The sequence below is a fragment of the Ruegeria atlantica genome (assembly GCF_013032455.1).
In the GTDB taxonomy this organism is placed as follows: Bacteria; Pseudomonadota; Alphaproteobacteria; order Rhodobacterales; family Rhodobacteraceae; genus Ruegeria; species Ruegeria atlantica_B.
This window is the reverse complement of the sequence record NZ_WQCF01000025.1, coordinates 1-12,507: the sequence shown is the minus strand read 5'-3', so window position 1 is coordinate 12,507 and position 12,507 is coordinate 1. Positions and strand designations below refer to the sequence as shown.

General features: G+C 53.8%; 13 protein-coding genes. 5 read left to right on the top strand and 8 right to left on the bottom strand.

Going from position 1 to position 12,507, the window contains the following annotated elements:
• Positions 1–66: 66 nt before the first annotated feature.
• From GOW93_RS20435 to GOW93_RS20400, 8 genes are read right to left on the bottom strand one after another with little or no spacing between them, the layout of a single operon-like run.
• A complete protein-coding gene (locus GOW93_RS20435) occupies positions 67–1,092 on the bottom strand; it encodes a biotin-dependent carboxyltransferase family protein (RefSeq protein ID WP_170388189.1) in 1,026 nt (341 codons plus the stop codon).
• Positions 1,089–1,778 carry a 5-oxoprolinase subunit B family protein gene (locus GOW93_RS20430; protein ID WP_170388188.1) on the bottom strand — a complete coding sequence of 230 codons (690 nt, stop codon included), beginning with the start codon at positions 1,776–1,778 and terminating at the stop codon, positions 1,089–1,091. Before GOW93_RS20430 ends, GOW93_RS20435 begins: the two co-directional genes overlap by 4 nt.
• Positions 1,778–2,539, bottom strand: coding sequence for a LamB/YcsF family protein (locus GOW93_RS20425; protein WP_170388186.1), 762 nt, complete (start codon positions 2,537–2,539; stop codon positions 1,778–1,780). Before GOW93_RS20425 ends, GOW93_RS20430 begins: the two co-directional genes overlap by 1 nt.
• 24 nt (positions 2,540–2,563) lie before the next feature.
• Complete coding sequence (locus GOW93_RS20420) at positions 2,564–3,340, bottom strand: SDR family NAD(P)-dependent oxidoreductase (protein ID WP_170388184.1); 777 nt, start codon at positions 3,338–3,340, stop codon at positions 2,564–2,566.
• A gap of 33 nt (positions 3,341–3,373) precedes the next feature.
• The gene (locus GOW93_RS20415) at positions 3,374–4,549 is read right to left on the bottom strand and encodes an NAD(P)/FAD-dependent oxidoreductase (RefSeq protein ID WP_170388182.1); all 1,176 of its coding nucleotides are present in this window, start codon (positions 4,547–4,549) and stop codon (positions 3,374–3,376) included.
• Positions 4,550–4,555: 6 nt separating this feature from the next.
• Positions 4,556–6,028: an aldehyde dehydrogenase gene (locus GOW93_RS20410; RefSeq protein ID WP_170388180.1), complete on the bottom strand. Its 1,473-nt coding sequence runs from the start codon at positions 6,026–6,028 to the stop codon at positions 4,556–4,558.
• A gap of 14 nt (positions 6,029–6,042) precedes the next feature.
• Positions 6,043–6,630: a thiamine pyrophosphate-dependent enzyme gene (locus GOW93_RS20405; RefSeq protein WP_170388178.1), complete on the bottom strand. Its 588-nt coding sequence runs from the start codon at positions 6,628–6,630 to the stop codon at positions 6,043–6,045.
• Positions 6,631–6,635: 5 nt separating this feature from the next.
• Complete coding sequence (locus GOW93_RS20400) at positions 6,636–7,199, bottom strand: thiamine pyrophosphate-binding protein (RefSeq protein WP_217354823.1); 564 nt, start codon at positions 7,197–7,199, stop codon at positions 6,636–6,638.
• A gap of 94 nt (positions 7,200–7,293) precedes the next feature.
• Here GOW93_RS20400 and GOW93_RS20395 point away from each other — a divergent pair, with 94 nt between their 5' ends.
• The 5 genes from GOW93_RS20395 to GOW93_RS20375 all read left to right on the top strand — a co-directional run bounded on the left by GOW93_RS20395 (position 7,294) and on the right by GOW93_RS20375 (position 12,274).
• On the top strand, positions 7,294–8,247 hold the full coding sequence (locus tag GOW93_RS20395) for a LysR substrate-binding domain-containing protein (protein WP_217354822.1): 954 nt from the start codon (positions 7,294–7,296) through the stop codon (positions 8,245–8,247).
• A 102-nt stretch (positions 8,248–8,349) separates the two neighbouring features.
• Positions 8,350–9,510 carry an acyl-CoA dehydrogenase family protein gene (locus GOW93_RS20390; RefSeq protein WP_170388177.1) on the top strand — a complete coding sequence of 387 codons (1,161 nt, stop codon included), beginning with the start codon at positions 8,350–8,352 and terminating at the stop codon, positions 9,508–9,510.
• Positions 9,510–10,622, top strand: coding sequence for a CaiB/BaiF CoA transferase family protein (locus GOW93_RS20385; RefSeq protein WP_170388175.1), 1,113 nt, complete (start codon positions 9,510–9,512; stop codon positions 10,620–10,622). The genes GOW93_RS20390 and GOW93_RS20385 overlap by 1 nt, the downstream gene beginning before the upstream one ends.
• A 9-nt stretch (positions 10,623–10,631) precedes the next feature.
• Positions 10,632–11,468, top strand: a complete 837-nt coding sequence (locus tag GOW93_RS20380; protein ID WP_170388173.1) for an FAS1-like dehydratase domain-containing protein — start codon at positions 10,632–10,634, stop codon at positions 11,466–11,468.
• Positions 11,462–12,274: an HpcH/HpaI aldolase/citrate lyase family protein gene (locus GOW93_RS20375; RefSeq protein ID WP_170388172.1), complete on the top strand. Its 813-nt coding sequence runs from the start codon at positions 11,462–11,464 to the stop codon at positions 12,272–12,274. The genes GOW93_RS20380 and GOW93_RS20375 overlap by 7 nt, the downstream gene beginning before the upstream one ends.
• Positions 12,275–12,507 lie beyond the last annotated feature (233 nt).

Here is a 12,507-nt window from a genome sequence, read left to right as displayed (position 1 = left end):
TCACATTGTAGTCAATCACGCGTTTGACAGGCACGAGTACCTTCATTTTGCGTTTCCTTCATAAGCCTAGGACTTTTCAATTTCTTCATCGCCTGACACGGCACCGCTGATCAGGTTGTTAGCCATCAGACGTTGTTCAAGAGTACCCTTTGGTTCTGAGATAGCCGCAAGGTAGATTTCGCGCGCAGCCGCAGTATCGCGGACAATCTGTACAGCATCTGGTGCTGCAATGGGAACAAACCGCACCTGGTCGCCTGCTCGCAACTGGCTCAGCTTACCGATGTCTGCGGATATTACCGTTGCAATCTTAGGATAACCGCCAGTGGTCTGGTGGTCGGCTAGAAGAACCGTAGGCACTCCGTCTCCTGAAACCTGAATTGCGCCGCGAGAGATAGGTTCAGACGGGATGGACAACGCACCTGCAAGATCGAGCTTTGGACCGGAAAGACGCACACCCATGCGATCAAAGGCGCTGGTTAAAGTGAACGGTTCGCTTTGGAACTCACGTTTGGCGCTGTCTGTAAAGTAGCGATCCTGCGGCCCCATAACGACACGCACTGTGTTGTCTGTACCTAAAAAGCTGGGGCGCTCAATTTCTCCGTGCCTGTCTTCTCGAAGGCGCGCGTCTGACACATGGATTTTCTCACCGGCGACCAACTGGCCACCGCCAAATCCGGATGTGGAATGCGTCGCACTCTTGCCGAGCCACTCCGGGGCCTCAACGTTGCCCGCAAATGCAAGATATGCCCAACTTCCGGTTTTCCCCCCTCGCACGGTCAGCTTCTCACCCTGCTCAAGCGAAAAGACGTTCCATGCTTTGGATTTCTCTCCCGCCCGTTCAACGGTGAAATCTGCCCCGGTTATGGCCAAGGAGAGAACACCGGATATACATTCCAACGACAGCCCTCCCATGGAAATTTCCACGGTCGTGGCATCATCCGGATTACCCAAGGCTGCGTTGGCGGCGGCGTGAGCCAGAGGGTCCATTGGACCGGAGGCCGAAACGCCGAAACGCATATGACCCGGGCGTCCAGCGTCTTGATAGGTGACCAAAGGTCCGGCGAAACCGATGCGCAAAGTAGCATCAATCATAATACCGCCCCTATGTTCTGCTTTTCAAATGTGGCTCGATCGATGCGTTTGAACTGAACACGATCCCTTACGTCAAACAAAAAGGCGTCGTTCGGGTCATTGCGCAAAATCTCAGTAGGAGAGCGCCCGATAATCGACCAGCCAGTTGGCATGGTCAACGTCGTCACCAGACACTGAGGCCCTGCGATCAGAACACTTCCTGCAGCAATATCTCGAACCGCTGCTGGTTTGCGGGGGAGTTGCAGGGGTTCGGGAACGCCGGACAAATAAGCATACCCTGGTGCAAATCCGTACATTCCAACCTGGTATTCGCCGGACAGGTGCATGTTGATCACCGCGTCACAACTCATGCCTGTTGCCTGAGCTACCGCTTCTAAGTCAGGTGCAAGCTCGGCGTCATAACACACAAGAACCTCGTGCAACCTACCTTCTTCGAGCGGAGAAGCATCGGCCTCCGCAAGCTCGGATATAGCGGTCTCAAGTTCTTTGTGATCGGTAATCAGTGGATCAAACTCGACAAGCAGATTGACCAGGGCAGGAACAGTTTCACGCACCCCCAAAGGTGGATTCGCAGCGATCGCCTGATCCAGTTGCCACACTCTGTTCTGAATATCCCCTGCTTCAGGATCGATTTGCACTAAAAGCGCGTGATCCGCCACGGGGTAGAATATCAGTTCCTGCCCCATCATCGTGTTGCGAATGCGGAGAACTCCACACCTTCGGCGCTAAGTTGATCGCGAATCCCACGCGCCATTGCGACGGCACCGGCGCTGTCGCCATGAACACATATCGAATGGGCCTCCAACTTTATCGGGTCGCCATCAACAACAGGCATCACGCCGGTTTTCAGGAAGGAAATCAGGCGCTTTACGGCTTCATCTGTGTCATGGATCATGGCACCGGCCTGCCCGCGTGGAACAAGTTGGCCTGTGCTCAGGTATCCGCGATCAGCAAAAATCTCGGAATAGGTAGAGAGGCCGATTGCTTTAGCCGCATGTTCCAGGCAGGTGCCGGAAATAGCCAAAATGCCCAATTCGGTGTCGATATTTCGAACAGCCTCGGCTATCGCACGCGCGACCTCCTTGTCCCGTGCTGCCAGATTGCCAAGAGCCCCGTGAGGTTTAACATACTGAACCTGAACAGGCACTTGCTTGGCGATAGCCATCAATGCGCCGACCTGAGCGGCGACCATGCGCCCGATTTCCCCGGGCTGCATAGGAATAACGCGCCTACCAAAGCCTTCGCGGTCGTTGAAACCGGGATGCGCTCCAACAACAACGCCCTGTTCGGCCGCTAATTTCAGAGTGGCATACATGGTCTCAGGATCGCTGGCGTGACCACCACAGGCAATGTTGGCGCTGTCAACCAGCCCCAACATGGTTTCATCGTCGCCCATGCCCCAGGGGCCAAAACCTTCCCCAAGATCTGAATTCAGGTCAATTTGCATACCACCCTCCAAGCCTTTGGCCGCTTATTGATCCTTCACGGGGACCACGTAGTTCAGCACACGGCGACCGCCGTCCGGGTAGATGGTTTCGCCCGTGATGTAAGAGGCGTCATCGCTGGCAAGAAACGAAACGACCGAGGCGATTTCCTCTGGTTTGCCATATCGACCGATCGGTGTGCGCGACAGAATTGCGTGATTGCCCGCATCCGATATAAAAGCGCCCTGGATCATTTCGGACATGATGGTGCCTGGTCCAACACCGACAACCCGAATGTTATGAGGCGCAAAAGCGACAGCCGCCGTTGTGGTGACCTGGTTCATACCGCCTTTCGAAATCGCGTAGGTTGCAACGCTTGGGTTGGCAAGGCCGGAGTTGATCGAGGACATATTGACAACTACACCCCCCTCACCTTGGGCGATCATCTGCCGGGCCGCAGCCTGTGTTCCAAGAAAAGCGCCCTTCAGATTCACGTCCATCACGCGATCATAGATATCTTCGGTAACGTCGAGAAAATCCATAATAGGCGCAATGCCAGCGTTGTTGACCATGATGTCCAACCGCCCGAACCGGTCAACAGCAGCTTCTACTAGGGCATCGACCTGGTCTTTGCTGGCGACATCCGTCTGGACGGATAGAGTCCGTTCGGGTGCGGCGATTTCCTCCATGGTTTCAGCCAGCCGGTCAGTGTCGACATCGGCCAGAACCACTTTGGCTCCGTCAGCGAGAAGGCGCTCGACACAAGCTCGACCAATACCCCGGGCCGCGCCGGTTACAATTGCGACTTTCCCATCAAATTTCATTGTACTCTCCATGTACATAGCCTGATTGTGCGGTCAGATGACCACGCTTTCCACAAGCGGGCGATTGTTTGCGATCCGATCCCATCCTAGCGGAGACAGATCGAGCGATTGATACTGGCCTGTCGTGATCCATTCCGCGACCCCACGCCCTGCTGCGGGAGCATGCATCACACCATGGCCAGAAAACCCGGTGGCAAAAATAAGATTCTTCAGGTCAGAGTGAGGACCGATGACAGCGTTATGATCGAGAGTGTTAATCTCATAGTGACCCGCCCAACTGCTCAGCAGCCGCATTTCTTCCATTGCAGGAACCCGGGTGGCCAAAGCTGGCCAAAATTCACTTTCCAGCAAGTGATGATGCGGCTCAAAGTCATCGTGCGCGTCGAAATCTTCGGTAGGATCCGGATAGATACCTCCGATGAATTCATGTCCTTCAGGGCGTAACCAGAATCCCGACGTGTCGACAATCATTGGCATGCCAATGCCTTCGACTGGGGACTTGAAACTGAAAACCGTCCGCTTTCTGGGAACCACCGGCAACTCAATGCCGATGTTGTGTATCAGCCCACCGGACCATGCACCTGCAGCCAGTATGCACCAATCGCAGTCCAATGTTCGTCCATCAGCCAGAACTACTCCAGTGACGCCTTCGGAAGTTGTGTCAAACGAGTTGACCTCGGCTTCAATGTAAGTGACGTCAGAAGCCCTGGCCGCCTTTCGCGCGCTAGTCATCAAAGAATACGCGTCGAACCATCCTTCACCTGATTGTCCGTAGGCACCAATTCCAACGCCATCCAGATCCAGCATCGGATAGCGGTTTGCGATCTCCGCAGGGTTCAGTTCTACGATGTCTGCTCCCTGAGCGCGCTGCAGCTCAATTAGTGCTCGTCTCTGCTCGATAGATTTTTCGCTTCCCAGGATCAGGTAGCCGTCTTCAACATAGTCGATTTCAGCGTCCTGTCCCAAACGCGATTTGACGTCGCGCAAAAACTCCACGCCGTACAAACTCATCTGAATGTTGAGCGGCGTGGCAAACTGTAGGCGAATGCAAGCCGCTGAAAGAGCGGTCGAGCAATATCGATAGCTTGAGTCTTTTTCAACAACTGTGATCTGACCGGAAAAGCCTTGATCCCTTAACGACCAAGCGCAAAACGATCCAAGGATTGCTCCGCCGACAATGACCACATGTTCTGCTGTCTTTTTGTTCATTAAAGCCTACCGGATGATAAAGGGGTTGGCGGTCTCTCCAAGGGCATCAATCCAGACGGTTTTGGTCTGAAGATAGGCATTGATCGCCTCCTGACCGCTCTCCCGTCCAACACCACTTCGTTTATAGCCCCCGAAAGGTGCCATGTAGCTAACGGCCCGATAAGTGTTCACCCAGACCGTTCCGGCTTCCATTGCTTCTGCACCTCGAATGGCGCGCCCAATGTTCTGTGTCCAGATACCAGCCGCCAATCCGTAGGGGCTGTCATTGGCGATCTCAAATGCCTCGTCCTCGTCATCAAAGGGAATGACCGACAGAATCGGGCCGAACACTTCTTCGCGTGCGATACGCATTTTGTTGTTCACACCGGTGAAGATCGTGGGTTCGACGAACCAGCCATCCGCCAATTCCGGAGTTGTCGGTTTTCCACCTCCCAGAACGGCTTCTGCGCCTTCGTCGCGAGCAATCTTCATATAATCGAGGACTTTACCCCTTTGCTGAAGCGTCGTGATCGGACCAACTTGTGTATTTGTTTGCGCTGGATTGCCAATCTGGGCGGTTTTTGCCAGAGCTACCAGCCCCTCGACCACTTGGTCATGGACATTGCGGTGTACCAGTAAACGTGACCCAGCAATACAAGTCTGACCAGAGGCGGCAAAGATGCCCGAGATCGCGCCCTTAACGGCATTTTCCACATCGGCATCATCAAAGATGATATTTGCCGATTTTCCACCCAGCTCTAGTGTTACGGTTTTCAATTGTTCAGCCGCTGCCTTATAGACAGCGATTCCACCCGGTTCGCCGCCGGTAAAGGCAATTTTTGCGACATCCGGGTGAGAAACCAAAGGAGCACCGACTTCCATCGGCATTCCGGTCACGGTGTTGACCACACCAGGTGGGAAACCGGCCTCCTCAAAGAGCTTGACGAATTCCAGCGTCGATGCCGATGTATGTTCGGAAGGTTTGATAACGACGGTATTACCCGCCGCCAAAAGAGGTGCCAGCTTCCACGTCAACAACATGAGGGGAGAGTTCCAGGGTGCGATTGCGGCAATAACGCCTAATGGTTCTCTCCTTGTGTAAGCGAACATGTTCGCCTTATCGACCGGAAGGACGGCACCTTCGATTTTGTCGATAAGTCCGCCGAAATACCGATACCATTCGGGCAAATAGCGCAACTGCGCCGTCATTTCTGAAAGCAGCTTGCCATTATCACGGGTTTCAATTGCCGCCAAACGATCGGCGTTTTCGGCCAAAACATCTGCGAAACGAACCAGAAGTTTTCCGCGTGCTGTGGCCGTCAACCCACGCCATGCCGGAGATTTGAAGGCCGCCTTGGCTGCGGCCACCGCTGTATCTACTTCAGCTGGGCCATCGGCAGGAATGAGCGCCCAAGGTTTTCCGGTGAACGGGTCAAAGCTCTCAAAGCTTTCACTTCCAGCGGTCAACTGTCCATTTACGGTGTTTTGGAACGTAATCATTCCCGTGTCCCCAATCAGCAGGTTGCAAGGCCTAGGTGGGCGCGAAAGCGGTTCTTTACGAATGTCGCATCGCGCGGAGGCAACGAGCGAGGCAAGTTTTCCGCCGTGATTTTCAAGACAAAAAGGCGTGGACCGTTTGCCGGGATTTTCAATTCCTCAGCCAAAGCGTTAACACCCTTCATAGTCCGCAGTACTCTGGTGCGTTCGAAGCCGCTTGCAGCAGCAATTGCCGAAAAGTCGATACCACGACCCGTATGACTTTCCTGCATACCCGTTTCGCCGAAGTGCTGGTTGTCCAACACGATAATGTCGAGGTTCTTCGGTTTTGCGACAGAAATAGTGGCCAAAGCACCGAACGCCATCAGCATTTCGCCATCGCCGGTAATGACCATCACACGTTTGTCAGGTTGCGCCTGCGCAAGCCCAAGTCCCGTGAGCGCTGCACCGCCCATTGCCCCCCAAAGGTAATAGTTGTCGTCTCTGTCCCCAGCCGAGTGCACATCGTAGCTCGGCGATCCCAGACCGGTCACCACAAGGGCCCCATCGCGCTCAGCGAGAAGTTTGGCTACGGCTTCGCGCCGCTCGATAGTTTCGTTGCTCATCTGGTTTACCATTTCTTTTTGCCCAAAAGACGCTGGCCGATCAGGACAGCGATCTGCTGATCGGCCTCATAAGCCATGGTTGCGGCCTGCTCGACAATCTCGACAAGATCATGTCCGGTTTCTGCACGAAACACTGTCACACCAATTGCTTCTAGGGACGCCTGCGTAGCCTGACCCATTGGCACCTGCCACGGATTGAACTCGTTCCATTCCCCGCGCATAGTCACCAACATCAAGAGCGGCGTCCGCGTTTGGATCGGCAGTGAAAGCATATTGATGCAGTTCCCGACACCCGACGATTGCATCAACAGGACACTGCGTGTACCGCCAAGCCAGGCACCGGTGGCAACAGCTATACCTTCCTCTTCAGTTGTTAGGACGTTCGACGTCGCGTCGGCATCCGCTTCGAAAAGTCGGATCAATGTTGAGTGACCAGCATCAGGAACATATGACATGTGCCGCACATTTGCTGATTTGAGAGTATCATAAAGCGCCTCGGGCCATTCCTGCCCAAAATCGCTTGGTTGCTGGCCGATTTCAGCCACGCTTGCTTCTTGAGCCACTTTCACGGCGATTCCTCCTGAACTGAGCTTGAAGCGTATTTAGTTTTTTAATTTCACAATAACATCGACCCTTTTTATTGATCAGATATACCCATATTGTATGGCGATGGATGTTTCTCAACTTCGCACCGTCATTCACGTCGCTGAACTGGGCAGCTTGTCGAAAGCGGCTGACAGATTGCATATCGCTCAGCCCGCTTTGAGCAGGCAGGTTCGTCTTCTAGAGGAAGAGCTGGGTGTACGCCTGTTTAATAGGCATGGGCGAGGTATGGTCGTGACGGAAGCTGGTCAGGAAGTCTTGCGCCATGCTCAGCGTATCATGAGTGAATTAGAAGAAATTCGCGCAAGTGTTGCGGACGAAGACGCTCCTTTACGCGGCCACGTCTCCATCGGCATGCCACCGACTGTAGCTGACATCCTTTCCATTCCTTTGGTATCTGCGTTCCGTGCGAGCCACCCAGAGGCTACGTTGCGGATTGTAAGCGCCTATTCGGGGTATTTGCTTGATTGGCTTCATCGAGGGCAGGTGGATGTCGCGATCCTATTCGAAACTAGACCGTCTCGTTCTTTGAGATCCATCCATTTGCTTGAAGAAGTGCTTCACTTAATAGGTCCGCGAGACGCAGATCTTAGCGAAGCTGATCCAATTAAATTCGAAGAGCTGGCGGACCGGAGACTCCTGCTGCCAAGCAGTGGGCACGGTTTACGGAAAATTGTGGAAGACTGCGCATCAGAAGCCGGGGTACATTTGAAGATTAGCGTCGAAGCTGATAGCTACTCAACTCTCAAAAACCTCGTCAAAGCGAGCCAAGGATATACCATACTACCGCTTGCCCCGATTCACGACGAGATTTCGGAACAACGCTTGTCCCATGCCCCGCTTTATGCGCCTGTACCAGTGAGGCGCATCATGATGTCGTTCCCATCGGATCGTCCAACGCCTCGCCTTGCAAAATTTGCCGGTCAAATTCTTCAGAACACAATCCAGGAATTGGTTAACCGGGGTGCCTGGGCCGGCAATTTGCCGAAAGTAACCTCCGATGACCTCGAATGAGGGCAGGTATTCAATTTCGGCATTTCTGATCACAAAGCATTATTCTAGCGTTATCCCTGCGGAACAAATAGCACATCGGCAAGCCTATTCATGGAGAATCCGATGTCCGCCGAGACCGAAACCTATTCCGACATCCGCGATGGCGTACGCGCGCTTTGTGCTCAATTTCCCGCCGAATATCACCGTAAGGTTGACGAAGATCGGGCTTACCCCGAAGCTTTCGTAGATGCGCTAACCCGCGAGGGTTGGATGGCAGCGTTGATCCCCGAAGAATATGGAGGCTCGGGCCTTGGTTTGACCGAAGCCAGCGTCATCATGGAAGAGATCAACCGCGCCGGCGGCAATTCCGGAGCCTGCCACGGCCAAATGTACAACATGAACACATTGGTTCGTCACGGCTCGGAAGAGCAGCGGCAAAAATACCTGCCGCTGATCGCCGAAGGCAAACTTCGCATTCAGTCCATGGGCGTCACGGAACCCACCACCGGTACCGATACGACCAAAATCAAAACGACTGCTGTCAAGAAGGGCGACAAATACGTCGTCAACGGCCAGAAAGTCTGGATCAGCCGTATTCAGCACTCGGACTTTATGATTCTGTTGGCCCGCACGACCCCTCTGGCCGAAGTCAAAAAGAAGTCCGAAGGCCTGTCGATTTTCCTGGTCGACATCAAGGAAGCGATGAATTCGGGTATGAAGGTGCAGCCGATCCCGAACATGGTTAACCACGAAACCAATGAACTGTTCTTCGACAATCTGGAAATTCCCGAGGAAAATCTGATTGGCGAAGAAGGCAAAGGGTTCAAATACATTATGACCGGCCTCAATGCCGAGAGGACTCTGATCGCAGCTGAGTGTATCGGTGACGGCTACTGGTTCACAGATAAAGTCACTGAATATGTCAGCGAGCGCACAGTTTTTGGCCGTCCGATTGGGCAAAATCAGGGCGTGCAGTTCCCGATAGCCGAAGCTTTCATTGAAGTCGAAGCAGCCAATCTGATGCGCTACAAAGCGTGCGAACTGTATGACGCCGGCGCACCCTGTGGCGCCGAGGCTAACATGGCCAAATATCTAGCGGCCAAAGCTTCGTGGGAAGCGGCAAATGCCTGCCTGCAATTCCATGGCGGCTTCGGGTTTGCCAATGAATATGACGTCGAACGCAAGTTCCGGGAGACGCGCTTGTATCAGGTGGCGCCGATTTCGACCAACTTGATTTTGTCGTATATTGGCGAGCACGTGCTTGGCATGCCGAGGTCGTTCTGATGGGTGCCCTGGACGGGCTTCTGGTGGTGGCCATCGAACAAGCGGTGGCCGCGCCAATGTGCACTGTGCGATTGGCGGATGCAGGAGCGCGGGTCATCAAAATCGAACGTGATGGCGGTGAAACGGCGCGCAACTACGATTCAGCCGTCAAAGGCACCTCGGCTTATTTCGCGTGGCTAAACCGAGGAAAAGAAAGCGCTGTTCTGAACCTGAAAGACCCAGCAGATCTGACCGTACTGCGCGCCATGCTGCAAAAAGCAGACGTCTTTGTGCAAAATCTGGTTCCCGGCGCAATGAGTCGAATGGGGCTCTCGCCGGAAGAGCTGGAGCGGGACTTTCCCCAACTGATCGCTGTCTCCATTTTGGGCTATGGGCAAGACACACCTTATGCAGACATGCGGGCCTATGACATGCTTGTGCAGGCGGAAAGCGGTTTGTGCGCCGTGACTGGAACAGCTGATACTCCGGTGAAGATTGGTGTATCTGCAGCCGACATCGCAACCGGCATGAATGCGCACGCTGCAGTTTTGGAAGCTCTGATCCAGCGTGAGAAAACGGGTCGCGGTCAACACATCGAAATATCTATGTTCGACGGCATTGCTGACTGGATGGCGGTGCCACTTCTGCACTATGAGCATGGCGGCAAAGTGACAAGGCGATATGGTCTTTCGCACGCGTCCATTTACCCCTACAGGCCCTTTGAGTGTTCAGACGGTGCCATCATCGTGGCTGTCCAAAACAATGCCGAGTGGAAACGGTTGTGCGAGGGAGTCGTTGAAGCCCCTGAACTTCTTGAACGGAGCGAATTTCAAACCAATGCGGATCGCGTGACCAACCGGGATACATTGGATGCCGAGCTGGAACCTAAATTCGCAAGTTTGGAAGTTTCGGTTGCCGTTGAACGGCTGGAAGCTGCAGGTGTTGCCTTTGGCCGTTACACCGAACTAACTGACCTGCCAGATCACCCCGCGTTACGCCGCACATCTGTTTCTTTGCCCTGCGGTGAAACTGTGACGATGCCCAGGCCAGCAGGGCGTTCACAGGAATTCAGCACGAGACCCGTGCCGGGACTCGGCGCACATACAGAAACTATCCGAAGAGAATTCGGTTGAGGCAGCATCATGAATCAAATGGTTGATTTGTCCGCCTGGATCGGCCGGACCGAAAAGGTTCCGGCAGATATTGTCACGCCAAGAATGAATGCCTGTTTTGCCGCCACTTTTGGGGATGTGATGGCAGAGGTTGAGGGGGCACCAGCAGGACTTCACTGGTGTCTTTCACCTCCCACTGCAATGCCTAATGACTTAGGTCCGGATGGGCACCCTGCGAAAGGTGGTTTCTTGCCTCCCGTCCCCCTACCACGCCGAATGTGGGCAAGCGGAAGCGTCGAGTTTTTGTCAGAACTGCGCGTGGGAGATGTGGTTAATAAGTCCTCCAAGATTAAGAGCATAGACTGGAAGACAGGTAAAACCGGACAAATGTGCTTTGTAACGGTCGCACATGAGTATGCCTCAGAACGCGGTGTAGCCATCCGCGAAGACCAAAACATCGTCTATCGCGCGGCTCCTGACGGATCAACAGCACGCCCCGAACCGAAGTACTGCGAAAAGGTGTTCGATCATCAGACTGAAATCGACGTTGATACGGTACGTTTGTTTCGGTACTCGGCAATGACCTTCAATGCACACAGAATTCACTACGATCTCCCGTATGCGACCGGTGTGGAGCATTACCCAGACCTCGTTGTCCATGGCCCGTTGCAGGCAACGCTCCTGTTGAACTTCGCAGCAAGATCAATGGGCTGCATGCCCAAGAAATTCTCGTTTCGGGGCGTTGCACCTGCGACAGGAGCCCAAACGTTAAAATTGGGACTTACCCGCACGAAAGAGAACGAATTCAGCATGTCAGTCATTGGAGAAAATGGCTCGGAAACAATGACGGGGTCTGCAACATGGTAGCCTTTCGCCCACTGATTGCACCGCTATTCGTGCCGGCTACAAGGGTTGATAGAATCGCCAAAGCCGCAGCAAGCGGTGCTGACGCGATCATCGTAGACCTCGAGGATGCCGTACCGCCCCAGGACAAGGACAAAGCTCGTAACGGTTTGGCTACGGCGGCATTCGATCTTCCTGTCCCCATTTTCTTGCGCGTCAACTCGCGCAGCACAACATGGTTTGAAAACGATTTGGAGTTGGCTCAGAATGCTGCGTTCTCTGGAATCATGTTGCCTAAGACAGAATGTTCAAACGATCTTGAGCATGTAGCTTCCCGGCTCGGCGATGAGTTTCCCGTATTGGCGCTGGTAGAAACTGCCGTTGGTTTGGCACATCTGTCCGAGATTTCCGGGGCCAAAAGCTTGCTGCAAATTGCTTTTGGATCGATCGACTACGCTTTGGACTTGAATTGCAGTGATAACCATGAGGCGCTGGCTCATGCTCGATCGGAAATCGTACTGAGATCCCGCGTAGCAGACTTACCCGCACCGTTGGACGGGGTAACGACTGATTTTTCCGATCCCACCGTTCTTGCCGACGATTGTACCTATGCTGCTGGACTTGGGTTCGGAGGCAAGCTGGCTATTCATCCGCGTCAAATTCCCGTTATTCAAACAGGGTTTTCTCCATCTCCAGAAACGCTGGATTGGGCAAGACGCGTTGTGGAAGCGGACTCCAATGCAGAAGGTGCTGCTGTTCAAGTTGATGGTCGTATGATCGACCGCCCAATTGCTGAAAAAGCGCGCAGAATTCTGAAAGCACATGGCTGACATTCTCAATTGAAAAGCCTGACCATGAACCACACTCCCTTTCTCCCTGAGTTCATGGTTGCCCGACCCGAGTGCCCACCACCTGGGTCGGGCTATGAAAGTAACTCCCCTTCGTCTACCGATGCACCTTCGCGCGCCCCGGCAATTTGGGTTTGTCTTGTGACCGAGTCGGAGTTGGACCACAAAGACCGGGACCTGATATGACCGACTTCACCAAGATCCTGATCGCCAAT